We start from the raw sequence: 24,593 nt of genomic DNA, 5'->3' as shown, positions 1-24,593 counted from the left end.
CGCAGGCCGGGTGGGTCAGCGATGCGGGCCTGGCCGTCCTGCCCCACGACGGGGTGGTCGAGACCGGTGCGATCGTGGCCGGTGCGCTCGCCGGGGGGCGAAGTGGACCGGGGGCGGGGACAGATAGGTCCAGGTCACGGAGTCGTCGAGGGCGAGGTAGGCGTCCAGCGCGCGGATCTGCCCGATGGCGTACGGCTTGAACTCCTCGGGGAAGCCGGGGGCGTCGAAGAAGCGCACTCCGTCGTCGTTGAGGAGGCTGGCACCGCCGCCCATGTGGATGATGCGCGGGCCGGCCGGGCCCAGGGCGCCCACGGCCACGGCGGCGGCAGCGACGGCGCCGGCGTAGAGGCCGGCGTCCGGGCCGCCGACGGTCAGCCACGGCGGTGACCTGGTGGCCGCGGGCGGCGGCCTCGGCGACGACGCGGAGCCGGCCTTGCCGGCGGCCCCGAACACGACGATCCTGCTCATCACGTGATCCTTTTCGGTGGTGCTGCGGGTGCTCTGGGTCAGGCGTGCTGGTAAGGCGAGTCTCCTGTGTTGCCTCGTCATCCACTGTCCGCGCAAAGCCGCAGACAGGCGCGGTACGGTGAAGACGTGTCGTGGTCAAAAACAGGCATCGGCGTCGGCGCCACGAACAGCCCGGACGGCCCGGACGGCCCAGAGGGTGCCGAAGAGGCCCCCATCCCAGGGTTCGGGTGCAACCCGCCGCACTCCCCGGTGCCCGGCTTCGAGATCACTGACCTGGCCGCACTGCACAGCCGGGTCGCCGACGGCAGCCTGCAACGGGTGCACCGCGCCGACTTCCTTCCCCGCGCCGGCCACGCCCATCGACCAGCTCGCCGACGACTGGTCCGGACCGAGCTGCCGGCAACTGGGAACCAGCGGTGACCACGCCACCACCTCCGCCCTGCTCAGCCGGCTCAGCGCCGAATCACCCGCCCCCAGGGAGCCTCCCGAGGCATCCTGCGCCTGCTGCTCGCCGCTCTTCTGCTGCGCATCGGACGCCTCCCTCACAGCGGGACGCACACCGACCCGCACGCCGGCGGCGAGGTCTACGCTGCCCGCTTCCGCGCCGAGCTGGAGCGCGCCTACGCCACCACCCGGCGCGCCGAGGACTATGCCGACCGCCTGGGCTACATCGTCAAAACCCTCACCCGCGTCTGCCGGGCCGCCACCGGGCAGTCCGCCAAACAGGCCATCGATGCCCGCGTCGCCCTCCAGGCCCAGCGGCTCCTCGCCCACACAGATGAGCCCGTCGCCGTGATCGCACGCCGCCTGGGCCTGTCCGAACGCACCAACTTCGGCAAGTTCTTCGCCCGCCACTGCGGCACCAGCCCGGGGGACTTCCGCCGCGGCATGCTGCCCGGCGCCCCGACCGCGAACAAGACGGAGCCGAGCGCGAGTGTGTCCGCTCCACGGACGAGGGTCGCGTCCTCGGCTACTTGACCGCGAACACCGGTGGCGTGTCCTTCGCCCCGTTCGAGTTGACGATCACGTACCGGCCGCTCTTCACCCGGTGCAGGGCGAGGATGTCGCCGACCGGTGCGCCGCGCAGCGGGGTCCTGCCGTGCTTCTCGCCGGTGGCCGGGTCGAGGCGCCACAGGTCGCCACCGGCCAGGAGATCGAGCTCTCCCGCGCGGTCCTGCGCCAGGGCGGCGACGGTCGCGCCGAGCGATGTCTTCCAGACGCGTCCGCCGTTCTTCAGCGAATAAGCGGCGACGTGCTGTGGATCGTCCTTCTCCGTCGGGCCGACAGCGCTGATGAACAGTCCTTTGGTCACCACCGACCGGAAGACCGGCCGTGCGTCGAATGGTTCGCTGAAGGCGTAGGGCATGACCTCGAAGTTGAGGTCGTCCTCCTGCCCGGACCGGGGGATCACGGCCTGCCGCCGTCCCTTGCCGTCGAAGCTGATCACCGCGTCGGTCCCGCGATCGTCGTCCTCGTTCACATACATGACGATGGGATCGGCCGAGAGCATGAACACCGTCTCCCAGCGGCTCTCCGTCGGCAGCGTGCTGCGCCACTGCCGTGCGCCGGACCGGGTGTCGAGGGCGGACAGCCGTATCTTCGTGTTCTTCCCGTCGGTGCCGGTGCACTGCTCCACGACCAGGGCCCGCTCGGGCGTCGCGTCGACGGTCAGGGCCTCGCACGTCTCGTCCAGCGGACTGCGCCACCGGGCCGCGCCGTCGCGCAGCCCGAGCCCGACGACCGCCTTCCCCTCCAGGGCCACCACGGTGTCACCGGCGCCGACCAGCCGGGAGTCGGTGGCCCGGGTGAAGGAGCCATCGGCGCGGATCTTCTTCGTCCACAGCTCACGGCCCGAGGACAGATCGACGGCCATCACGGTGTCGCAGGGCTTCTCGTACCGCCCGAGGCCCACAAGACCGATGGCGGACGGCGTGGTACGGCTCATCGTGCACACCGATCTCCGCTCGGGCGCCGGGAGGGTCCACCGCCGGGTGCCGTCCGAGGTGTCGTAGGCGAACAGTCCGTCGTTGCGCGCCCTGATGAGGGTGGACGGCCCCGGCATCCAGTCACCGACGGTCCGCACGGAGGAGGGGCGGTCCCGGGGCGCCTCCCAGGCCACGTCCAGGTGCGGCCCGCGCAGCCATTCGTATCCCAGCACGCCCGGCCATACGCCGCCGGCCAGGCCCACCACGACCAGTGACACGATCCAGGGTTTGGCCAGCGACCCGCTGTTCACCGCGACGGCGATGGCCATCCCGAAGGTACCGGCAAAGGAGAAGACGAACGCGAGGATGAGCACCGGGGTGAGCCCTTCGGGGCACGGGTCGTAATGGCCCCCGCACGCTCCCTGCGACTCGCTGGACAGCGCGGACCACCCCAGCCAGTGGAACACCACGGCCCAGGACACCAAGACCCCTGCCAGGGGCAAGGCGACGGGCTTGATGGCACGCGAAATCGACACGGTCCCCCCGCGGAGTGTGAAAAGCGCGCCAACGACGCGCAGGAGACCTTAACGCGCGGCACCGGGTGAGCGGCATGCCAAGACTCGCCCGTTTATATAGGTGTGTGATACAAATGAATACGTGGATGATGCAGCTATAAGGCGAGGGAGCCTGGCCGGCCACGAGAGGCGCCAGGAGATCGCCGACGTCCTCGAGCAGTTCGCGGTGCTGGCGGTGCGTCAACTGGCCAAGCGGGACATCAGCATGACTGCCGCCTCCGCGCTCGGCCGACTGGCCCGCGAGGGTCCCACCCGACTCACCGCCCTCGCCGCCGACGAGGGAGTGAGCCAGCCCGCCATGACCCAGCTGGTGCAGCGCCTGACCAAGCAGGGGTTGATGGCCCGGGTCGCCGACCCGGACGACGGCCGGGCCGTGCTCGTGTCCGTCACCGACGCCGGGCGGCGGCTGCTCGCCGAGCGCCGCCGGGACCGTGTCGAGCGGCTGTCCGATCTGCTGGCCACGCTCCCGCCCGAGGATCAGGCGACACTCGCCGCCGCGGTCCGCTCGGCCGCGCCCGCCCTGCGGCGCCTCGTGGCGACCGCGGCCGCCCCGGGTGATCAGTCTGCGGTGCGGTCGAGATGACGAAGCGTCACCTTTTATCGCCCGCCCCTGCTCCACCACCGCGAGAGCGCATTCGAAGAACGCATTCCGACCTGGAGTACACCTTGTCCGCTCACGTCAGCGCCCCGAGTCCGTTCCGGCAGCCGAAGGCCGTATGGGCCGTGGCCTTCGCCTGTGTGATCTCTTTCATGGGCATCGGGCTCGTCGACCCCATCCTGCCCGCCCTGTCCAGCCAGCTGCATGCCACGCCCAGCCAGGTGTCGCTGCTGTTCACCAGCTATCTGGTGGTCACCGCCGTCGCCATGCTGGTCACCGGCTTCGTCTCCAGCCGCATCGGCGCCAAGCGGACCCTGGTGGCGGGCCTGGCGGTCATCGTGGTGTTCAGTGCGCTCGCGGGCGCGTCCGGGAGCATCGGCGGCATCGTCGGCTTCCGCGCGGGCTGGGGCCTGGGTAACGCCCTGTTCATCGCCACCTCGCTCGCTGTGATCGTCGGATCGGCGAGCGGCGGCTTCGCCGGGGCGATCATCCTCTACGAGACCGCTCTCGGTGTCGGCATCGCCGTCGGCCCGCTGCTGGGTGGCGAGCTGGGTGGCATCAGCTGGCGCGGGCCCTTCTTCGGCGTCGCCGTGCTGATGGCGATCGCGTTGATCGCCACCCTGATCCTCGTCCAGCCGACCCCGACCCCGGCCCGCCGCGCCTCGCTCCTCGACCCGCTCAAGGCGCTCCGTCACCGCGGGCTGCTCATCATGGGCCTGATGGCGCTCTGCTACAACTGGGGCTTCTTCACGGTCCTCGGTTACTCTCCGTATCCGATGGGGCTGGGCACCCATGAGCTCGGCTATGTCTTCACCGGCTGGGGCGTGCTGGTCGCCGTCTTCTCCGTCTTCGTGGCGCCCCGGCTCCAGGCCCGCTTCGGCATAGCCCGCGCCCTCTACCTCAACCTGGCGCTGTTCGCCCTGGACATCCTGGTCATCGGGTTGTTCACCTCGTCCCGGACGACGCTGATCGCCGCGGTGATCCTGGCCGGCGCCTTCATCGGTGTGAACAACACCATCACCACCCAGGCGGTCATGACCGTCGCCCCGGTCGAGCGCTCGGTGGCCTCCGCGGCCTACGGCTTCGTCCGGTTCATCGGCGGTGGCCTGGCGCCGTATGCCGCGGGCCGGCTGGCCGAGCACTACGACATGCATGTGCCGTTCTACGTCGGGGCGGCCGCGGTCCTAATCGGTCTGGCCGTTCTGACAACCGGCCACTCTCTGCTCGCCGACGCCGAGCGGGCCCAGGCGGCCGAGGCGGCGCTGCACACCCCGGCCGAGAACCGCGAGGAGCGGCTGGAGCGGGGCGCGCTCGCCGAGGACGTCGGCTCCGCGAGCTGAGGCCATGAAACCGGGCCGCGAGGGGTGCGCCGCACCGTGTCACCCGTTCGGCGGTTCCCGCCCCCGTCCCGCCTCGTGGCCTGGTGCGCCGCGAGGCGGGCCGGTGGTCACCGGCCCGTGGTCCCGGGACGGGGTGTCCACTCCTTGGGAATCAACGCGCACGGCGTTCTGGATCTCGTTAACCTGGCGACACATCCGGTTCAGCCGACACCAAGGGAGTGTGCGGTGACCCCCGAGAAGACACAGAGCGACGATTCGCCGGCCAGGGACCTCGGCAGGTTCGCGGAGCGGTCGGAGGTGGGCAGCCTGGAAGTCTGGGCGAGATCGGCCCCGATCCGGCTCGCCGGGTACGAGGACGACCTGGCCGAGCCGCACATCCTCCAGAGCGTGGACTGACGCGGCGAGCGCCCCCGAACTCACGCGCCCGGCGCGGCAGCACGAGGCTTTTCTCTCTTGCCACCCCTCTCGCCGCTCGCGCGCTCCTCAACTGATGGTTAAGTCCGCCCCGGCCGTGATTGGCCGGAGGTGGGCTGGTGTGCTGCCCGATGCCCATGGCAGGATGCATCGCGCGGCCGAGTCCGCCTTAACCAACCGTGAGTGAACGCGCCGTGACCAGCAGGAGGGGGTGCGGATGGCAGTGGGGACCCATGGGTCGCCGGACGCCGACGGCAGCCCGCTGGCGCGGCGGCTCAACTACCTGTTCGCCGCCATGCACCCGCCGGGCGCGCCTTACACCAACGCCCATGTGGCCGAGGCCATCAGCGGCGGCGACGAGTACGGCGGGGTCCGCCTGACCGAGCAGTACCTGTCCATGCTGCGCAATGGCAAGCGCACCAACCCGAGCCCGGACGTGCTCCGGGCCCTGGCCAAGTTCTTCGGCGTGCCCGTCGGCTATCTGTTGGGGGACCTGTCCCCGTCACAGGCCGAGCGGGTTGAGGAAGAGGTGCGGTTCCTGGTCGCGATGCGCGACAAGCGGGTGCGCGGCATCGCGCTGCGCTCGGTGGGCCTGCCACCGGAGGTCCAGGACAGCCTGACCGCCATCATCTCCCAGTTCCGACAGCAGATGAACCTCCCGCCCGACCCGGCCGAAGCCGACGGTCGGGGCGACCCGGGGGATCCCGACAACGGGGCGCCCAGTGGCCGACGGTGATCAGGAGCGGCTGTTCCACTCCTGGCGGCGGATCGGATACGAGGACGGTGCGGGCATGCGAGTGGGACGGATACGGCGGCGGTGCAAGCAGCTCATCAAGGAGCTCGGGCTGCCGGCCACGACCGACCTGCCAGGTCTGTGCGACCTCGTGGCGGGGCGGGTGGGACGTCCCGTCCATCTGGTGCCGATGAGCCTGGGCGGCGTGGTCTCGGGCATGACGGCCAGCACCGACGAGGGATTCTGGATCTTCTACGAGCTGCGGACGTCCCCCTGGCACCAGACCCACATCGTGCTGCACGAGGTCGGTCATCTGCTGCTCGGCCACGACCAGGACCCGGCCGTCACCGAGGACGCGCTGCGCATGTGGGCGCCGTCGGTGGATGTCACCACTGCCATGCGCCGGTTGGGGATGACAGCGGACTTCGCGCGCCACCACTGCTACGACGACCTGACCGAGCGTGAGACCGAAGTGCTGGGCACCCTCCTCATGGAGCGCGTGGTGCCGGCCTCGCCCGACGACAGGCTGCCGCTCGAGGGGCGGGCGGCCGAGCTCGCCACCGCGCTCGGGCCCGCGCTGCGGCATGTCCGCGGCGCGCGGGCGGGCGGCGCGGGTGACGCCCCGAGCGGTGACGAGGGCGGGGGCGCGCGTGTTTGACGTCGTCTACCTGTGCTTCGGCGCCGCCGCGTGGGCGATCGTCGCGTACAAGGCCCGTGCCTGGTTCCGCGACCGGCAGAACGCCGACCTCGGCCTGACCTGCGTCATGACGGCCGGCGTGGCGAATGTGTTCCTGCTCTCCGCGCCGAGTGTCTACCGCTGGTTCGACCACCTGGTGGGCGTGGCCAACCTGGCCATGGTCTTCCTCTACTCCTCGGTGGTGGTGTTCGCCACCGGCGCCCTGGTGCTGATGCTGCGCTGGACCGCGTCGGCGGTGCGGCCCCGTACGGTGGTGACCGCCGTCGGCGCGGCGTGGTCGGTCGCCGTCGTCGGCTTCGCCGTCGGGCGCCCCGACGCCGTCGAGCACCCCCGCGACTTCAGCACCGCCTATGCGGACGCGCCGGGCGTTGTCACCTTCCTGGTGCTGTATCTGGCCATTTTCGGTTCGGGCCTGGCGGGGCTCGGGGTGCTGTGCCGGCGCTACGCGTCCACCCTGCGGGGCTCCTGGCTAGCCCGGGGGCTGCGGGTGTTGGCCGCCGGGTGCTGGCTGGGCCTGGCGTACTGCGCCTGCAAGGTGATCGGCTTTCTCTTCTCCTGGGCGGGCCGGGATATGCCCTGGCTGTCCAACGGCGTGGCGCCGCTGACCGCTTCGGTTGCGGCCCTGCTGGTCCTGGCCGGGTTCGCCATCCCGGCGCTCGGGCCGCGCGCCTCCGCCTGGCGCCGGCTCCGCCGGCTGAACCCGCTGTGGCGGGAGGTCACCGCCCAGGCGCCGGAGGTGGCGATGGCGACGTACATGGGGAGCCCCCGCTGGCCCGACTGGTGGCCGTTCGCCGACTTGGAGTGGCGGGCCAACCGGCAGATGGCGGAGATCCGGGACGTGCAGCGCGGCGTCCGCCGCCATGTGGAGGCGGAAGCCCTGGAGATCGCCCGTGTCAAGGGGCGTTCCGCCGGACTCGGGGATTGGCAACTTGTTGCATTCATGGAAGCGGCGGCGCTCCGACGCGGTTTGCTGAACCAAGCGGCCGGGCGCGTACCGGTGCCCGGCGCTGACAGCGTGGTGGTGGAGACGGGCGCCGGGCCGGGCCAGGAGCATGAGCACCTGGCGCGCGTCGCCGACGTGTACCACCTGCCGCTCGTCGACGAGGTGCTTGAGGAGCTGGGCGAACGGACCGCCGCCCAGCGGCAGTGAAGGGGGACCGAGAGCGAGGTGGCCCTGGACGGGGGTCGGGGCCGCCCGTGGCACAGGGCGGCGCCGGGGAGATTCAGCCCCGGCGCCGCCTCTCGGCCACCATGCGACACACCGCCCGGACCGGGCTCGGGGACCAGTCTCGGGAGACTGGCTCTGACCGACCGGGGCCGACGGACCGGGGCCTAGAGTCGGGAGCCATGCAGAACTCCGCGACATCCGCGAACACCGCTGTTCCCGGCCCGCCCGAGCCGCTCGACACCCGCGCGCTGCTGGAGGATCCGCACGCCACGTACGCCTCGCTGCGCGAGGCGGGCCCCGCCCACCGGATCTCGGGTCCGGACGGGCAGCCCGCCTGGCTGGTGACCCGCTACGACGATGTGCGGCGGGCGCTCGCCGACCCCCGGCTGTCCCTGGACAAGAGCAACGCGCTGCCCGGCAACTTCCGCGGTTTCGCCCTGCCGCCCGCCCTGGACGCCAATTTGCTCAACATGGACCCCCCGGACCACACACGGGTGCGTCGCCTGGTGGCCAAGGCCTTCACCCCCGGGCGTGTCGAGCGGATGCGGGAGCCGGTCCGGCGCGCCGCGGACGCACTCCTCGACGCCGTCGAGCCGGCCGGCCGGGCCGATCTGATCGCCGCGTACGCCGGGCCGCTGCCCATCGTCGTGATCTGCGATCTGCTCGGCGTCCCCCAGCGGGACCGGCGGGACTTCCGCGCCTGGAGCGACGCGCTCATCGCCCCCGACCCGGCGCGGCCGCACCTGGCGAAGGAAGCGGTCGGCAGCATGCTGCGCTTCTACACCGGCCTGATCGCGAGCAAGCGCGAGGAGCCCGGCGACGATCTGCTCTCCGACCTGATCGCGGTACGGGATGACGCTGGGGACGGAGCCGGCGCCGGTGGCGACCGGCTCACCGAGGACGAACTGACCTCGCTGGCCTTTCTGTTGCTGCTCGCCGGGTACGAGAACGTGACCCACCTCATCGGCAACGCGTTGCTCGCGTTGCTCGACCACCCCTCGCTGCTGCGGGAACTGCGCGAACGGCCCGCCGGCATCGCGGCGGCGGTCGAGGAGTTCGCGCGCCACGACGGCCCGGCGCCGCTGGCGATCCGCCGCTTTCCGCTCGAGGACGTGGAGGTCGGCGGAGTGACGGTCCCGGCGGGGGAGACCGTGCTGCTCTCGCTGGCCTCCGCCAACCGCGACCCCGGCCAATTCAAAGAACCGGACCGACTTGATTTGAATTTTGGCCGATGGGGGCATCTTGCCTTCGGCCACGGAATCCACTACTGCCTTGGCGCCCCGCTGGCTCGTCTGGAGGCCGAAACGGCGCTGGCCGCCCTGTTGAGCCGCCTTCCGGGGCTGCGTCTCGATGTTCCGCGCCCACAGCTGCGCCGGCGGCCGACGATTCGCGCACGTGGCTTGATCTCGCTTCCCGTCGCATGGTAGCGGGGAAAGCGCACAAGCTTTTGATGCATAACTGCGCTTCGATGCGGTAGAAAGGTCTTGAGCCCGCCCGGTGTGCATCCCCCGTCGCACCGGGCGGGCCTTCGTCGTCCCGAGGGGGCGAGGTGTTCGGGCGCCATCACAGGGCCGGATCGCCATCACAGGGCCGGATGGGCTAGAGATTGAGCTAGAGAGCAAGGTCACAGAGGGAGACACTGCTTTCGCTTTAGACCCTCGCACTAGCCTCCTCCCATGACGGTCCTGCCTGATGACCTGCCGCTTGCCGCCGATTTCCCGGAGGCGACCCGAGACCAGTGGCACCACCTCGTCGAAGGGGTGCTGCGCAAATCCGGCACTGTGGATGCCGTGGGCGCGCAGGCCGCGGAGGCGCTCGCCACCGAGTTCGACGACGGAATCTCCGTCCGCCCCCTCTACACCGCTGAGGACGCGCCTCCCGACCCCGGCTATCCCGGGTTCGCGCCCTTCGTGCGCGGCGGGCGGGCGCAGGGCTCCACGGTGTCCGGCTGGGGGGTACGCCAGCGACACGCCCACCACGACCCCGGCCACACCAACCGCGCGGTGCTCGCGGACCTGGAGAACGGGGCCGGTTCGCTGTGGCTGGCGGTCGGCGCGGCCGGCCTGCCCGTGGAGGCGCTGCCCGAGGCCCTCAAGGGGGTCTATCTCGACCTCGCCCCCGTCGTCCTCGACGCGGGCGCCGACTTCGACGCCGCCGCCCACGCGCTGCTGCGGCTGTACGCCGACCGCAAGGTGCCGCCGCGCGCGGCCCTCGGCAACCTCGGCGCCGACCCGCTGGGCCTGGCGGCCCGCACCGGTGACCACACCGACCTCGCGGCCCACCTGTCCGCCGCCACCGAGCTCGCGGCGGTCTGCGACCGCGACCACCCGGGCGTGCGGGCCTTCACCGTGGACGCCCTGCCGTACCACGAGGCCGGCGGCTCGGCGGCACAGGAGCTCGGCTGCTCCCTCGCCGCGGGCGTGGAGTATCTGCGCGCGCTGACCGACGCCGGGCCGCTGTCGGCCGAAGCGGCCTGCGCCCAGCTGGAGTTCCGCTATGCGGCCACCGCCGACCAGTTCCTCACCATCGCCAAGCTGCGCGCCGCCAGGCGGCTGTGGGCGCGCGTGGCGCAGGTGTGCGGCGCGCCCACCGAGGCGGCCGCCCAGCGCCAGCACGCGGTGACCTCCCCGGTGATGATGACCCGCCGCGATCCGTGGGTGAATATGCTCCGCACCACCGTCGCGGCCCTGGCCGCCGGGGTGGGCGGGGCCGACGCCGTCACCGTGCTGCCCTTCGACAGCGCGATCGGCCTGCCCGACGACTTCGCCCGCCGGATCGCCCGCAACACCTCCACGATCCTGCTCGAGGAGTCGCACCTGGCGCGGGTGATCGACCCGGCCGGAGGCTCCTGGTACGTCGAGAGCCTCACCGACGACGTGGCCAAGGCGGCCTGGGCCTTCTTCCAGGAGATCGAGCGCGCCGGGGGGCTGGAGCAGGCCCTCGCCTCCGGTCTTGTGGAGCGGCGGCTGGCCGCCACCTGGGAGCGCCGCGCGAAGGACCTCGCCCGCCGCAAGGAGCCGATCACCGGCGTCAGCGAGTTCCCGAACCTCGCGGAGCAGCCGGTGGAGCGCGAGCCCGTCCCCGTACCGCCGGGCGGCGGCCTGCCGCGGGTGCGCCGCGACGAGGCGTACGAGGCGCTGCGCGCCCGCTCCGACGCCCACCTGGCGGCGGAGGGGGCCCGGCCCCGGGTGTTCCTGGCCGCGCTCGGCCCCGCGGCCGCGCACACCGCGCGCGCCGCGTTCGCCGCCAACCTCTTCCGGGCGGGCGGCATCGAGGCGGTGCACGAACCGGCCACGGTCGACGCGGAGTCGGCCGCCGAGGCGTTCGCCGCCAGCGGCGCCCGCGTGGCCTGTCTGTGTTCGAGTGACACGGTGTACGAGCAGGAGGCGGTGGCCGTGGCGAAGCGGCTGAAGGCCGCCGGAGCGCAGCGCGTCTACCTGGCGGGCAGGCCCGGTGAGTGGCGCCAGGAGCGGCGCGGGGAGTTGCAACGGGCCGGGGTGGACGCGTTCGTCTTCGCCGGCTGTGACGCGGTCGGGGTGCTCACCTCGGCCCTCGAGACGATGGGGGTGGCGTGACCGTGAGCGGGATTCCTGACTTCTCCACGGTCGACCTCGGGACACCGGACGAGATGTCCGGCGCGGCGGGCGTCGCGGCGTGGACGGAGGCGCTGCAGAGCGCCACCGGCAAGGACGCCCTGGACCTGGTGTGGGACACCCCCGAGGGCATCGGGGTCAAGCCGCTGTACGGGCCTGAGGACCTGGCCGGTCTCGACTTCCTGGGCACCTACCCGGGCATCGCGCCGTATCTGCGCGGCCCGTATCCGACGATGTACGTCAACCAGCCCTGGACCATCCGCCAGTACGCGGGCTTTTCCACCGCCGAGGAGTCCAACGCCTTCTACCGCCGCAACCTCGCCGCGGGCCAGAAGGGCCTCTCGGTCGCCTTCGACCTGCCCACCCACCGCGGCTACGACAGCGACCACCCCAGAGTCACCGGTGACGTCGGCATGGCGGGCGTGGCCATCGACTCCATCTACGACATGCGGCAGCTCTTCGACGGCATCCCGCTGGACCGGATGAGCGTGTCGATGACGATGAACGGCGCGGTGCTGCCCGTCCTCGCGCTCTACATCGTCGCCGCCGAGGAACAGGGCGTGGCGCCCGACAAGCTGGCCGGGACCATCCAGAACGACATCCTCAAGGAGTTCATGGTCCGCAACACCTACATCTATCCGCCGCAGCCGTCGATGCGGATCATCTCCGACATCTTCGCCTTCACCTCGCAGCGGATGCCGCGCTACAACTCCATCTCCATCTCGGGTTACCACATCCAGGAAGCGGGCGCCACGGCCGACTTGGAGCTGGCCTACACCCTCGCCGACGGCGTGGAGTACCTGCGTGCCGGGCTCGACGCCGGGATGGACGTGGACGCGTTCGCGCCCCGGCTCTCGTTCTTCTGGGCGATCGGCATGAACTTCTTCATGGAGATCGCCAAACTGCGGGCGGCCCGGCTGCTGTGGGCCAAGCTGGTCGGCCAGTTCGACCCCAAGAACCCCAAGTCACTGTCGCTGCGCACCCATTCGCAGACCTCCGGCTGGTCGCTGACCGCCCAGGACGTGTTCAACAACGTGGCCCGCACCTGCGTGGAGGCCATGGCCGCCACCCAGGGCCACACCCAGTCGCTGCACACCAACGCCCTCGACGAGGCCCTCGCGCTGCCCACCGACTTCTCCGCGCGCATCGCCCGCAACACCCAGATCCTGCTCCAGCAGGAGTCCGGCACCTGCCGGGTGATCGACCCGTGGGGCGGCAGCGCGTATGTGGAGCGGCTCACCCACGACCTGGCCCGGCGCGCCTGGCAGCACATCCAGGAGGTCGAGGCCGCCGGCGGCATGGCCAAGGCCATCGACGCCGGCATCCCCAAGATGCGCGTCGAGGAGGCCGCGGCCCGTACCCAGGCGCGGATCGACTCGGGGCGGCAGCCGGTGATCGGCGTCAACAAGTACCGCCCTGAAAATGGCACCAGCGACGAGCAGATCGATGTCCTGAAGGTCGACAACTCCGCGGTGCGCGCCCAGCAGTTCGAGAAGTTGCGGCGGCTGCGCGCCGAGCGCGACGAGGCCGCCTGCCAGGACGCGCTGCGGGCGCTCACCGCGGCCGCCGAGTCCGGCCCGGGCGCGGGCCTTACGGGCAACCTCCTCGCGCTCGCCGTGAACGCGGCCCGCGCCAAGGCGACCGTCGGTGAGATCTCCGACGCGCTGGAGAAGGTGTACGGGCGCCACTCCGGCCAGATCCGTACGATCTCCGGTGTGTATCGAGACGAGGCCGGACCCTCTTCCGGCGTGGACCGCACCCGGGCGCTGGTCGAGGAGTTCGAGCGCGCCGAGGGCCGCCGCCCGCGCATCCTGGTCGCCAAGATGGGCCAGGACGGGCACGACCGCGGCCAGAAGGTGATCGCCACCGCCTTCGCCGACCTGGGCTTCGACGTGGACGTCGGCCCGCTCTTCCAGACGCCCGAGGAGGTCGCGTGGCAGGCGGTCGAAGCCGATGTGCACATCGTCGGCGTCTCCTCGCTCGCGGCCGGCCACCTGACGCTGGTGCCCGCGCTGCGCGAGCAACTGGCCGAGGCGGGGCGGGAGGACATCACCATCGTGGTGGGCGGGGTCATCCCGCCGCAGGACGTGCAGACCCTGCACGAGGCGGGCGCCGCCGCCGTCTTCCTGCCCGGCACGGTCATCCCCGACGCCGCGTACGAGCTGGTGAAGACGCTGGCCGCCGACCTCGGCCACGAGCTGTAGGCCCATGCCGGCGAAGAAGAAACCGACCTCTGCCCCCCGAATCGATGTCGACACCTACGCCAAGGGCGTGCTCGACGGCTCCCGCGCCTATATCGCCCGCGCGATCACGCTCGTCGAGTCCACCCGCCCCGACCACCGCGACCTCGCCCAGCGGCTGCTGATCGAACTGTTGCCGCACGCGGGTGGGGCGCGCCGGGTGGGCATCAGCGGCGTCCCCGGGGTGGGCAAGTCCACCTTCATCGACGCCCTGGGTTCGCTGCTGACCGGGCTCGGCCACAAGGTCGCCGTGCTCGCCGTCGACCCCTCGTCCAGCCGCACCGGCGGCTCCATCCTGGGCGACAAGACCCGGATGGAGCGGCTGGCGGTCGACCCGGCCGCCTTCGTCCGCCCCTCGCCCAGCGCGGGCACGCTGGGCGGGGTGGCCCGCGCCACCCGCGAGTCCATGGTGGTCATGGAGGCGGCGGGCTACGACGTGCTGCTGGTCGAGACGGTGGGCGTGGGGCAGTCGGAGACCGCCGTGGCGGGCATGGTCGACTCCTTCCTGCTGCTCTCCCTCGCCCGCACCGGCGACCAGCTCCAGGGCATCAAGAAGGGCGTTCTGGAGCTCGCGGACGTCGTCGCCATCAACAAGGCCGACGGCCCCCACGAGCGCGACGCCAAGTCCGCCGCCCGCGAACTAGCGGGCGCCCTGCGGCTGCTGCAGCCCCCGGACGCGCCCTGGAACCCCCCGGTGCTGACTTGCAGCGCACGCGAGGGCACCGGGCTCGACGGGGTGTGGGAGCGGCTGGAGCAGCACCGCCGGGTGCTGGAGGCGACCGGCGCGCTGGACGCCAAGCGGCGCGACCAGCAGGTCGAGTGGACCTGGTCCATGGTCCGCGACCAGCTGCTGACCCGGCTGCGGGAACACCCCGAGGTGCGGCGGCTCGGCCCCGTGCTCGAACAGCAGGTGCGCGACGGCACGCTGACGGCGACGCTGGCCGCCGACCGGCTGCTGGAGGCGTTCGCGGCGTCGACCGACGCCCATGGATGACGCGCCGCTGAAGGTGGCCGAGGTGGGACCGTTTTTCGCCCTGCGCACCGACCCCGCCACCGGCGAGCCGCGTGAGCAGGGCTACGCGCTGATCGGCGAGGCGTACCGGCTGACGCGTGAGGGGGCCGCCTCGCCGCTGCTGCGCGCCCGCGTCGAGACGGTGGCCGCGAACCTGCGCACCGATGAGCCCAGGGTCGCGGCATCGCTCGCCTTCCAAGGGCTCGCCGCCCGGATGTGGTCGCTCGCGCTCGGCCAGGCGGCCCTCTCCGGCCAGGTGTCGCGCCTCCGCTCCGACCGGCTGTGGTGGCACCCCGGGCGCGCCGCCCCCGACGACCTGTGGTGGCCCGGCGTGCCCTCGGTCATGGGCGAACCCGCAGGGCTCGCCGGTCAGGTGGGCGACGCGGCGTACACCCATCTGCTGCCACTGCACGCCGCCGTCACTCGGGCGTACCGGGTCCCGGAGCGGCTGCTGTGGGGCAACGCCGCCTCGGCGCTCGTCGGTTCGCTGCGGGTACTGCACGACTGGTGCCGGGCGCGCGGTCTTCCAAAGGCGGCGGAGCGGGCCACCGAACTGGCCCGCGCGCAGCTCGCCCACCCGCCGCTGCGCGACACCGGCACCCTGACCTCCGCTCCGCCGGCTTTCCGGCGCCACAGCTGCTGCCTCTACTATCGCGTGCCGGGCGGCGGGCTGTGCGGCGACTGCGTGCTGCGCCGGGCGCCGGGGTGAGGCAGACGGTCCTGCGGCGGGCCGATACGGTGTGCGAATGCCGAAGAACGAGAACCTGTTCTCCCCCTGGCGGGGCTGGTGCGGGCGCCTCACCTCCCGTCTGGTCCACCGCGGGTGGCGCGCCGTACAGCAGGCCGGTGCGGTGACGGCCGACCGCCCTGGCCCGTACCGTTTCGGCCGCTTCGGCGTCGGCACCCGGCTCGCGTTCCCCCAGGGCACCATCTTCGGGGAACCGTGGATCCAGCTCGGCGACCACTGCGTCATAGGCCAGCACGTGACGCTCACCGCGGGCATGATGCCGGGCGTCGACCTTGGTGCCGACCCCGTCCTGCGGCTCGGCAACGGCGTGGTCCTGGGCCGCGGGAGCCACGTGATCGCCTCCCGGACCGTGGAGTTCGGCGACGACGTCTTCTGCGGTCCGTACGTCTATGTGACCAGCGACAACCACTCCTACGACGACCCGGACCAGCCCATCGGCCGGCAGTGGCCGCGCTCGGCCCCCGTCCACATCGGCTCCGGCAGCTGGCTGGGCGCCGGCGCGGTGATCCTGCCGGGGGCGCGGCTGGGCCGCAATGTGGTGGTCGCGGCGGGCGCGGTCGTACGGGGCGAGGTGCCCGATCACGCCGTGGTGGCCGGGGCACCCGCCCGGATCATACGGCGCTGGGCCCCGGAATCCGGCTGGCAGCCGCCGCTGCGCACCCCAACGCCGGTGCCGATCAGCGAGGACACGACGGTCGAGCAACTGCTCGCGCTCGCCGAGCAGGAGCAGGAGCAGGAGCGAGCACGGGAACGGGGGCCGGAGCCGGGGGCACGAACGTCGTAGCAGGTCAGTAGAGTTTCGGGGACTGTCCCCGACCGACGAGGTAACACCTGTGAGCCCGCCCCCTTCCCTCGTGACCGTGATCGGCATCGGCGCCGACGGCTGGGACGGGCTCGGTCCCGCGGGCCGCGAGGCGTTGCGCGCGGCTGACGTGGTGCTCGGCGGACACCGCCAACTCGATCTGCTGCCGCCGGAGTGCCCCGCTGAACGGGTGCCCTGGCCCTCGCCGCTGCGCCCCGCCGTGCCGCGGCTGTTCGCGGCCCACGCCGGGCGGCGGGTGGCCGTGCTGGCCAGCGGCGACCCCATGTTCTTCGGCATCGGCCGCACCCTGGCCGAGGAGTTGGGCGCCGGTCGGCTGCGGGTGCTGCCCCACCCGTCGTCCATCTCGCTCGCCTGCGCACGGCTCGGCTGGCCGGTCGAGGACACCGAGGTGATCAGCCTCGTCGGACGGCCCACCGTCTCCCTGACCCGCGCCCTGCACGCCAGGCGGCGGCTGCTCGTCCTCAGCGCGGGCGCCGCCACCCCCGCCGAGGTCGCCGCCCTGCTGTGCGACCGGGGCTTCGGCCCCAGCCGGATGCGGGTCCTGGAGCAGCTGGGCGGCGGGCGCGAACGGCACCTCGAAGGCACCGCCGACCACTGGCACCACGCCCTGGGCGACGCCCTCAACGTCATCGCCGTCGACTGCGCCCCCGCCCCCGGCACGCCGCGCCTGTCCGCCGTCCCCGGGCTGCCGGACCAGGCGTACGAGCACGACGGCCAGCTGACCAAGCGCCATGTGCGCGCCGCCACGCTCGCCGCGCTGGCCCCCGCCCCCGGAGAGCTGCTGTGGGACGTCGGCGGCGGCTCCGGCTCGATCGCCGTGGAGTGGATGCGTACCCACCGCGCCTGCGCCGCGGTGTCCGTCGAACGGGATCCCGTACGGGCGACACGCATCGGCCGCAACGCCGCCGCGCTCGGGGTGCCCGGGCTGCGCGTGGTCACCGGGGCCGCGCCCGGCGCCCTGGCCGATCTGCCTGCCCCCGACGCGGTGTTCATCGGCGGCGGCCTGACCGCGCCCGGCCTGCTGGAGGCCTGCTGGGCGGCGCTGCCCACTGGCGGGCGGCTCGTCGCCAACACCGTGACGCTGGAGTCGGAGGCCCTCCTCGCCCAGTGGTACCGCCGGCACGGCGGGGAACTGGTCCGGATCGCCATCGCACACGCCGCCCCGGTCGGCGGCTTCACCGGATGGCGGCAGGCGATGCCGGTCACCCAGTGGGCCGCGGCCAAACCCGCCGAAGGAGAGACTTCCCCATGACCGTGTACTTCATCGGCGCGGGCCCCGGCGCCGCCGACCTGATCACCGTGCGCGGCGCCCGCACCCTGGCCCGCTGCCGGGTGTGCCTGTACGCGGGCAGCCTGGTGCCCCGCGAACTCCTCGCCGAGTGCCCGCCGGACGCCCGCCTGGTCGACACCGCCCGGCTCAACCTCGACCAGATCACCGACGAGCTGGTCCGGGCCCACCGGGCGGGCGAGGACGTGGCCCGGCTGCACTCGGGCGACCCGTCGGTGTTCAGCGCCGTCGCCGAGCAGATGCGGCGGCTGGACGCGCACGGGGTGCCGTACGAGGTGATCCCGGGCGTCCCCGCGTTCGCCGCCGCGGCGGCCGCGCTGGGGCGCGAGCTGACCGTACCGACCGTCGGTCAGACCGTCGTCCTCACCCGCGTCGCCCAGCAGGCCACCTTGATGCCGGACGGCGAGGACCTCGCCACCCTCGGCCGAAGCCGGGCGCTGATCGTGCTGCACCTGGCCGCCCGCTACGTGGACCGGGTGGTGGCCGAACTCCTCCCGCACTACGGCGCCGACTGCCCGGCGGCGGTGGTCGCCCGGGCCAGCCGCCCCGACGAACTGGTGTTGCGGGGCACGCTGGGCGACATCGCGGACCGGGTGAAGGAGGCGGGCGTGGTGCGTACCGCGGTCATCATGGTGGGCCGCACGCTGGGCGCGGAGCAGTTCCGCGACAGCCACCTGTACTCGGCGCGCCGGGAGCGACCTTGGTCTCCTTGATGTGGGGGAGCGTCAGGTCGCCGTTCCCCGGGGCCGCCTCGCCGCCGCGCGCCCCACGATCGCGCCCGCGCGGTCGATGCAGATGACGTCCACGGCCACCGGCGCCCCGCGCAGCACGCCGAGCGCCACCTCCCGGGCCGCCGCCGCGACCAGATCGCCGAGCGGCACCCCGCGCGCCGCGCACAGCTGCACCGTCTCCAGGCCGGTGTTGGCCGCCGCCACCGCCGTCGCCAGCTCCTCGTCGGCGCCGCCGCGGCGCGCCAGGCCGGCGAGGAAGGCCTTGTCCACCTGCGAGCGGGAGGAGTGCAGATCCAGATGGCCCGCCGCGAGCTTGGAGAGCTTGGCGAAGCCCCCGGCGACGGTCAGCCGGTCCACCGGATGGCGGCGCAGATACTTCAGCACCGCCCCCGCGAAGTCGCCCATGTCCAGCAGCGCGTCCTGCGGCAGCCCGTGCACGGCGACCGCGACCTTCTCCGAGGTCGACCCCGTACAGCCCGCCACATGGGTGCGCCCGGCCGCGCGCGCCACGTCCACGCCGCGCCGGATGCTGTCGATCCACGCCGAGCAGGAGTACGGCACCACGATGCCCGTCGTGCCGAGGATCGACAGGCCGCCGAGGATGCCCAGGCGCGGGTTCCAGGTGCTGCGGGCGATCTCCTCGCCATGGTCCACCCCGATCTCGACCTCGGCGTCGCCGGTACCGCCGAGACGGGCCGCCACCGAGGAGATGTGATCGCGCATCATCTGCCGGGGCACCGGGTTGATCGCGGGCTCGCCGACCGCGAGCGGCAGGCCGGGGCGGGTCACGGTACCGACGCCGGGCCCGGCCCGGAAGACCACGCCGCTGCCGGGGGGCAGCAGCCGCACGGTGGCGCGCACCATCGCGCCGTGCGTGACGTCCGGGTCGTCGCCCGCGTCCTTGACCACCGCAGCCATCGCCCGGTCCGCCGTCAGCTCCTCGCCCGCCAGGGCGAACGCGGGCCGCTGCCCCTTGGGCAGTGCGACTGTCACCGGGTCCGGGAACTCGCCGCTGAGCAGCGCGGTGTACGCGGCCGTCGCAGCGGCCGTCGCACACGCCCCGGTGGTCCAGCCGTGCCGCAGCCCCGAACGCTCCAACTGCGCACTGCGCCCGCCGGCCGGGGCGGTTCCGGCCTTCGATGTGGGTTCAGCCACGGGACACACCGCCCCTCGCCCCCGCGCCGACCGCGCGCCGGGCGCGGCCTGGGGGCGGTACGGCGGCGCTCTCCCCCGACCCGCCCCACGCGGCAAAGCAGCGCGTCGATGCCGCGGGAAGAGGGCAAAGGCCCGGGGCCGCATGGTCGCGCACGGCCATGGCAGGGTTGGCCGGGCGCGGCCGGCCGGCCGCGGACCGGCACGGCACCACGCACCACGGAAGGCACCCGATGACACCGACCCCGGCGGAGGCCGCCCCCGGTCCCCGGCCGCGCCCGTCCCGCCACGTGCTCATCCTGGGCGGCACCAGCGAGGCGCGCCGATTGGCCGCCGCGGTGGCCGATGCCCCGGGGCTGTGCGTCACCAGCTCGCTGGCCGGGCGTGTCGCCGAGCCGCGGCTGCCGGCCGGGCAGGTGCGGATCGGCGGGTTCGGGGGGCCCGAGGGCCTGGCTCGCTGGCTGAGCGAGCAGCAGGTGGACGCGGTCATCGACGCCACCCATCCTTTCGCCGGCACGATCAGTTTCAACGCGGCCCGGGCGGCCGCCACGGCCCATGTTCCCCTGCTCGCCCTGCGCCGCCCCGGCTGGGTGCCGGGCCCGGGCGACCGGTGGCACTGGGCCGGGTCGCTGGACGAGGCGGCCGGGCTGCTGCCCGCCCTGGGGCAGCGGATCTTCCTCACCACCGGGCGGATGGGCCTGGCCGCCTTCGCGCATCTCACCGAGCAGTGGTTCCTGGTCCGCTCCGTCGACGCACCCGAGCCACCCGCCCCGCCGCGTATGGAAGTGCTCCTGGACCGCGGTCCGTTCACCGTGGCGGGGGAGGCGGAGCTGCTGCGCCGCCACCGCGTCGATGTCGTGGTCACCAAGGACAGCGGCGCCGGTGCCACCGCCGCCAAGCTCACCGCCGCGCGCGAGGCCGGGCTGCCGGTCGTGGTCGTCCGGCGCCCCGCGGCCCCGGACGGCGTGCCCGTCGTGTCCGATCCGGCGGCGGCGCTGGCCTGGCTGCGCACCACCTTCGACATCCTCGACTGACCTTCGCGCCGCCGTAGGTCAGCGACGCTCGGGGTAGCGGCGCGGGGTCCAGACGACCTCGGTGCCGTCGCCGCGCCGGGCCGTACGGGTCTGGGAGGAGCCGACCAGCAGGATGGTGCGCATATCGACCTGGGCCGGGTCGAGATCGGCCAGCCTGACGACCCGTATCCGCTCCTCGGGGCCGCCCACGTCCCGGCCGAGCACGACGGGCGTGTCCGGCGCGCGGTGCTCGAGCAGCAGCTCGCGGGCCTTGCCGACCTGCCAGATCCGGCTGCGCGAGCCGGGGTTGTACAGGGCGAGGACCAGGTCGGCCGCGGCCGCGGCGCGCAGCCGCTCGGCGATGACCTCCCAGGGCTTGAGCCGGTCGGACAGCGAGATCACCGCGTAGTCGTGGCCGAGCGGGGCGCCCGCGCGGGCGGCGGCCGCGTGGGCCGCGGTCATGCCGGGCACCACCCGGACCGGCACCTCGCGGTACGGGTCCTCGGCCGCCGCCTCCAGCACGGCCGTGGCCATGGCGAAGACGCCCGGGTCGCCCGAGGAGACCACCGCGACCCGCCGCCCGCGCCGTGCCAGGTCGAGCGCGAACTCGGCGCGCTCGGCCTCCGCCTTGTTGTCCGAGGCGTGCCGCCGCTGCCCCGGGCGCACCGGCACCCGGTTCAGGTAGGTGGTGTAGCCGACCAGGTCCTCCGCGGCGGCCAGTTCGCCCCGGGCCTCGGGGGTCAGCCACAGCGGGCCCGCCGGGCCGAGACCCACCACCACGACCTCGCCCCGGCGGGCCGTGGCCTTGGCGTCGATCCGACTCGGCAGCACCGCCACCGAGAAGTAGGGCACCGAGTCGGGGTCCACCTCGGCCAGCGGCGCCACGCGCTCCGCGCCCATCGTGGCCCGTTCCACGTACCGGGCCTCCGCCAGCCGTCCCGAGCGCTCCAGCGCTCGCCGCACCGCCGGGAAGGTCCGGCCGAGCTTCATCACTGCGGCCGCGTCGGTCGTGGCCAGGCGCGCCGTCAACTCGTCCTCAGGGAGCGTGCCGGGCAGGACCGTCAGCACCTCCTCGCCCTCCACCAGCGGCGCCCCGATCCGGGCGGCGGCCGCGCTCACGGAGGTGACGCCCGGGACGACCTCGGTGGGGTAGCGGTCGGCCAGCCGCTTGTGCATATGCATATACGAGCCGTAGAAGAGCGGGTCGCCCTCGGCGAGCACCGCGACCGTGCGCCCCGCGTCCAGATGGGCCGCCAGCCGGGCCGCCGCGTCCGCGTAGAACTCCTCCATCGCGCCGCGGTAGCCGCCGGGGTGGTCGGTGGTCTCGGTGGTGACCGGATAGACCAGCCGCTCCTCGATGTGGTCGGGCCGCAGATGGCGCTCGGCGATGGCGCGTGCGATGCTGCGGCCGTGCCGGGCGCTGTGGTACGCGACGACATCGGCCTCGGCGATGACCTCCACGGCGCGCACGGTCATCAGCGAGGGGTCCCCGGGGCCAAGACCCACGCCGTAGAGCCGGCCCTTCGGAACGGCCGCCTGCTCCTGCTGCTCGCTCACTCTTCCTCGCTCGCAATCGCGTTGACCGCGGCCGCGGCGATGGCGCTGCCGCCGCGCCGGCCGCGCACCACCAGGTGGTCGAGCGCGGCCGGATGCCCGGCCAGCGCCTCCTTGGACTCGGCGGCGCCGATGAAGCCGACCGGTACGCCGATGACGGCCGCCGGGCGCGGCGCGCCGGCCCCACCCTCTTCGATGATCTCCATCAGGCGGAACAGCGCGGTGGGCGCGTTGCCGATGGCCACCACCGCGCCCTCCAGCCGGTCCCGCCACAGCTCCAGCGCGGCGGCGCTGCGCGTGGTGCCCATGTGGCGGGCCAGTTCGGGCACCCCGGGGTCGGACAGGGTGCACACCACGTCGTTGTCCGCGGGCAGCCGCTTGCGGGTCACACCGCTGGCCACCATGTGCGCGTCACAGAGCACGGGCGCGCCGGCGCGCAGCGCGGCGCGGGCGCGGGCGACCACCTGGGGGGTGTACGCGAGGTCCTGGACGAGGTCGACCATGCCGCAGGCGTGGATCATCCGCACCGCGACCCGGCTGACGTCGGCGGGCAGGCCGCTCAAGTCCGCCTCGGTGCGGATGGTGGCAAAGGAAGCGCGGTATATGGCCGCGCCGTCCTTCTCGTAGTCGAACACTGTGCCCTCGATCATGTCGTTCCACGGGCCGCCGCCACGGCGCCGGCCAATTGCTCTGCTGTTACGTTCACTGTCCCGTCCACGCCCCGCTCGGACCCTGTGGCACCTCGTACGGTGACCTGGTAGCCGTCGCCCGTCGCCAGCACGTCGACCCACCGGCCGCCGGGGTGGCCGCAGCGCCGCTCGCAGCCGGAGAAGTACACGGGCAGGGCGGTCGGCGGTCGGCCCGGGCGGCCGCCGCCGGACGCCTCGCCCGCCACCGCGCGCGCCGCGTCGGCCCGCACATCGGCCAGGGACTTGGCGCAGCCGGGCCGTCCCGTGCACGCGCCGACCCCGAGCCAGGGGGAGTGCGGCGCGGTCACCAGCCCGGCGTCGGCGAGCTCCCGCAGCGCGGCCCGGGCGCCGTCCTGGGAGAAGCCGGGCAGCACCACGCCGCGCCAGGGCGTCACACGCAGCTCGCCCGAGCCGCCCCGGGCGGCGAGTTCGGCGAGCAGCCGCCACCGCGCGGCGGCGAGCCGCCCCAGCGGAACGGCGACGGACACCACGCACCGCCCGCCTGGCCCGGCGACGAGCCCGACCGCGGGCGCGCCGGAGACGGCATGGTCCACGAGGGCCTGCGCTGCTTCCTCGCGCGCGGGTGCCGCGTCCACCGGCGATGTCTGTCCCTCGGCGCGGAGGGACTCAGGGCCGAGCGGAGTGGCCTGGATCCCCGCCTCGGCGAGTCGCCCGGCCAACCGGCCGTCCGTCACGGCGTGTCGCGCCGACAGCTCGCGAACGCGCCAGGCGCGGGTACCACTCGCGCGCACGGCGTCGAGAAATGCCACTGCGGCCAGCGCCGCCGCGCGCGGCGCGTCCGCGGCGCGCATCCGGAGCCCGGCGACCGCGGAGTCGCCACCGGGCCCAGGATCCAGCGGCCGAGCCCGGCCCGGCGTGTCGTCGCCCACCGCCCGCCCGTTCCGGCGCGCCGCGACGCCCGATGCGTCAGGACGGCCCGTCGCCTCGGAGGAGCCCCCGGCGTCCGGCGCGGTGGACGCCGGGTACCCCAGTCCGTGACCGCCGACGGAGCCGAGCCGCAGCAGCGCCCCGCCGTCCGGCTCTGCGATCAATGTCACATCCGCGCCCAGCGCCGCCACATCGCCCCGCCCGTCGTCGAGTGCGAACAGGAACCGGCCCGAGAGACTTGCGAGTTCGGCGAATCCGGAAGACGCGGGTCCGTCGTCGCACAGCAGGGCGTCCAGTTCCCGCGCCCACGCCGAGACATCCGTGTGCCCCGCCCCGTCCAGTCCGGACAGCGGGGACGCCACGATGTTACGCACCCGGTCGTGCCGGTCCGACGGGAGGAGCCCGGCCGTCCGCAGCCGGGCCGCGAGCCCGGCCCCGCACCCCGGGGCGAGGCCGCGCAGCTGCAGATTGCCCCGGGAGGTGAGGTCCAGTCGGCCGTCCCCCAACTCCTCGGCAGCGAGCGCCAGCACCAGCGCCTGACATGCCGTCAGAAGCCCGGCCGGCAGCCGCACCCGGGCCAGTGCGCCGTCGTCCGCCGGGTGCAGGCGCAGCGCGCCCGGGCAGGCGTCGGCGCGCCCGCGCACGGGGGTTTCATCCCCTGGTGGGGCGGTTGTCGGGGGGAGGGACATGGCGGCGAGCATACCGACGATTGCCTCCGGCTCACCGCCCCGCGGCAGGTCAGGAACGCCTACTATGCTCACCGGCGGGTCGGTCCCGGCCCGCCACCACACAAGACGGCAAAAAGGGTAGGAAGCCGGTGGAAATCCGGCGCGGTCCCGCCACTGTGAGCGCGGCAGCCGGTTATGCGGCGGCCGCGCGAGCCAGGAACTCCCGCCGTCTTCAACCCGCCCGGGGCGCGGACCCCGAGGAAGGCCTGCCGTCGC

Annotated in this window: 23 protein-coding genes and 1 riboswitch; of the genes, 16 read left to right on the top strand and 7 right to left on the bottom strand. The window is 73.5% G+C overall.

Annotation, left to right across the window (positions count from 1 at the left end; genetic code table 11):
- Positions 1-15: 15 nt before the first annotated feature.
- Positions 16-468, bottom strand: coding sequence for a hypothetical protein (locus tag PV419_RS19565; RefSeq protein WP_319690654.1), 453 nt, complete (start codon positions 466-468; stop codon positions 16-18).
- A gap of 135 nt (positions 469-603) precedes the next feature.
- Entirely contained in the window at positions 604-1,242 is a 639-nt protein-coding gene (locus PV419_RS19560; protein WP_319690653.1) for a hypothetical protein, read from the bottom strand.
- Between PV419_RS19560 and PV419_RS19555 the strand changes: the two genes are divergently transcribed.
- Positions 1,129-1,446: a helix-turn-helix domain-containing protein gene (locus PV419_RS19555; RefSeq protein ID WP_319690930.1), complete on the top strand. Its 318-nt coding sequence runs from the start codon at positions 1,129-1,131 to the stop codon at positions 1,444-1,446. The two genes, PV419_RS19560 and PV419_RS19555, sit on opposite strands and share 114 nt — an antisense overlap.
- On the opposite strand, the gene PV419_RS19550 is transcribed toward PV419_RS19555, so the two are convergent.
- On the bottom strand, positions 1,439-2,929 hold the full coding sequence (locus PV419_RS19550; protein WP_319690651.1) for a PQQ-binding-like beta-propeller repeat protein: 1,491 nt from the start codon (positions 2,927-2,929) through the stop codon (positions 1,439-1,441). The two genes, PV419_RS19555 and PV419_RS19550, sit on opposite strands and share 8 nt — an antisense overlap.
- A 121-nt stretch (positions 2,930-3,050) precedes the next feature.
- On the opposite strand from PV419_RS19550, the gene PV419_RS19545 reads away from it, so the two are divergent.
- The 14 genes from PV419_RS19545 to cobM all read left to right on the top strand — a co-directional run bounded on the left by PV419_RS19545 (position 3,051) and on the right by cobM (position 18,335).
- Positions 3,051-3,551: a MarR family winged helix-turn-helix transcriptional regulator gene (locus tag PV419_RS19545; RefSeq protein ID WP_319690649.1), complete on the top strand. Its 501-nt coding sequence runs from the start codon at positions 3,051-3,053 to the stop codon at positions 3,549-3,551.
- 83 nt (positions 3,552-3,634) lie between these two features.
- Positions 3,635-4,906: an MFS transporter gene (locus PV419_RS19540; protein ID WP_319690647.1), complete on the top strand. Its 1,272-nt coding sequence runs from the start codon at positions 3,635-3,637 to the stop codon at positions 4,904-4,906.
- Between the two features lie 225 nt (positions 4,907-5,131).
- Positions 5,132-5,302, top strand: coding sequence for a hypothetical protein (locus tag PV419_RS19535; RefSeq protein WP_319690645.1), 171 nt, complete (start codon positions 5,132-5,134; stop codon positions 5,300-5,302).
- Between the two features lie 235 nt (positions 5,303-5,537).
- Positions 5,538-6,056, top strand: a complete 519-nt coding sequence (locus PV419_RS19530; RefSeq protein ID WP_319690643.1) for a helix-turn-helix transcriptional regulator — start codon at positions 5,538-5,540, stop codon at positions 6,054-6,056.
- Positions 6,043-6,711, top strand: coding sequence for a hypothetical protein (locus PV419_RS19525; RefSeq protein WP_319690641.1), 669 nt, complete (start codon positions 6,043-6,045; stop codon positions 6,709-6,711). The genes PV419_RS19530 and PV419_RS19525 overlap by 14 nt, the downstream gene beginning before the upstream one ends.
- Positions 6,704-7,900, top strand: a complete 1,197-nt coding sequence (locus PV419_RS19520) for an MAB_1171c family putative transporter (RefSeq protein ID WP_319690639.1) — start codon at positions 6,704-6,706, stop codon at positions 7,898-7,900. Before PV419_RS19525 ends, PV419_RS19520 begins: the two co-directional genes overlap by 8 nt.
- A gap of 197 nt (positions 7,901-8,097) precedes the next feature.
- Entirely contained in the window at positions 8,098-9,345 is a 1,248-nt protein-coding gene (locus PV419_RS19515; RefSeq protein WP_319690637.1) for a cytochrome P450, read from the top strand.
- Between the two features lie 249 nt (positions 9,346-9,594).
- The gene (gene mutA / locus PV419_RS19510; protein WP_319690635.1) at positions 9,595-11,493 is read left to right on the top strand and encodes a methylmalonyl-CoA mutase small subunit; all 1,899 of its coding nucleotides are present in this window, start codon (positions 9,595-9,597) and stop codon (positions 11,491-11,493) included.
- 53 nt (positions 11,494-11,546) lie between these two features.
- On the top strand, positions 11,547-13,715 hold the full coding sequence (gene scpA, locus PV419_RS19505) for a methylmalonyl-CoA mutase (protein WP_319690928.1): 2,169 nt from the start codon (positions 11,547-11,549) through the stop codon (positions 13,713-13,715).
- Between the two features lie 4 nt (positions 13,716-13,719).
- Positions 13,720-14,745, top strand: coding sequence for a methylmalonyl Co-A mutase-associated GTPase MeaB (meaB, locus tag PV419_RS19500; protein ID WP_319690633.1), 1,026 nt, complete (start codon positions 13,720-13,722; stop codon positions 14,743-14,745).
- The gene (locus PV419_RS19495; protein WP_319690631.1) at positions 14,738-15,472 is read left to right on the top strand and encodes a (2Fe-2S)-binding protein; all 735 of its coding nucleotides are present in this window, start codon (positions 14,738-14,740) and stop codon (positions 15,470-15,472) included. Before meaB ends, PV419_RS19495 begins: the two co-directional genes overlap by 8 nt.
- A 37-nt stretch (positions 15,473-15,509) precedes the next feature.
- On the top strand, positions 15,510-16,295 hold the full coding sequence (locus tag PV419_RS19490) for an acyltransferase (protein WP_319690630.1): 786 nt from the start codon (positions 15,510-15,512) through the stop codon (positions 16,293-16,295).
- A 49-nt stretch (positions 16,296-16,344) separates the two neighbouring features.
- A complete protein-coding gene (gene cbiE, locus PV419_RS19485) occupies positions 16,345-17,586 on the top strand; it encodes a precorrin-6y C5,15-methyltransferase (decarboxylating) subunit CbiE (protein ID WP_319690628.1) in 1,242 nt (413 codons plus the stop codon).
- Positions 17,583-18,335, top strand: coding sequence for a precorrin-4 C(11)-methyltransferase (cobM, locus tag PV419_RS19480; protein WP_319690626.1), 753 nt, complete (start codon positions 17,583-17,585; stop codon positions 18,333-18,335). Before cbiE ends, cobM begins: the two co-directional genes overlap by 4 nt.
- Positions 18,336-18,347: 12 nt before the next feature.
- On the opposite strand, the gene PV419_RS19475 is transcribed toward cobM, so the two are convergent.
- Positions 18,348-19,508, bottom strand: a complete 1,161-nt coding sequence (locus PV419_RS19475; protein WP_319690624.1) for a cobalt-precorrin-5B (C(1))-methyltransferase — start codon at positions 19,506-19,508, stop codon at positions 18,348-18,350.
- A gap of 230 nt (positions 19,509-19,738) precedes the next feature.
- Here PV419_RS19475 and PV419_RS19470 point away from each other — a divergent pair, with 230 nt between their 5' ends.
- Positions 19,739-20,539: a cobalt-precorrin-6A reductase gene (locus tag PV419_RS19470; RefSeq protein ID WP_319690622.1), complete on the top strand. Its 801-nt coding sequence runs from the start codon at positions 19,739-19,741 to the stop codon at positions 20,537-20,539.
- An 18-nt stretch (positions 20,540-20,557) separates the two neighbouring features.
- Here PV419_RS19470 and PV419_RS19465 read toward each other — a convergent pair whose 3' ends face one another.
- Genes PV419_RS19465 through PV419_RS19455 form a run of 3 tightly spaced genes read right to left on the bottom strand, consistent with a single transcriptional unit; the run spans position 20,558 to position 24,350 of the window.
- Positions 20,558-22,075, bottom strand: coding sequence for a precorrin-2 C(20)-methyltransferase (locus tag PV419_RS19465; RefSeq protein ID WP_319690621.1), 1,518 nt, complete (start codon positions 22,073-22,075; stop codon positions 20,558-20,560).
- Positions 22,072-22,722, bottom strand: coding sequence for a precorrin-8X methylmutase (locus tag PV419_RS19460; protein WP_319690619.1), 651 nt, complete (start codon positions 22,720-22,722; stop codon positions 22,072-22,074). The genes PV419_RS19465 and PV419_RS19460 overlap by 4 nt, the downstream gene beginning before the upstream one ends.
- On the bottom strand, positions 22,719-24,350 hold the full coding sequence (locus PV419_RS19455; RefSeq protein WP_319690926.1) for a nitrite reductase: 1,632 nt from the start codon (positions 24,348-24,350) through the stop codon (positions 22,719-22,721). Before PV419_RS19455 ends, PV419_RS19460 begins: the two co-directional genes overlap by 4 nt.
- Before the next feature lie 51 nt (positions 24,351-24,401).
- A riboswitch (cobalamin riboswitch) is annotated at positions 24,402-24,563 on the top strand.
- The last annotated feature ends 30 nt before the right edge of the window (positions 24,564-24,593 follow it).

This window comes from Streptomyces sp. ME19-01-6 (genome assembly GCF_033793745.1).
Taxonomy (GTDB): Bacteria; Actinomycetota; Actinomycetes; order Streptomycetales; family Streptomycetaceae; genus Streptomyces.
The sequence above is the reverse complement of the archived record's forward strand: the minus strand, read 5'-3'. Positions and strand labels throughout refer to the sequence as shown.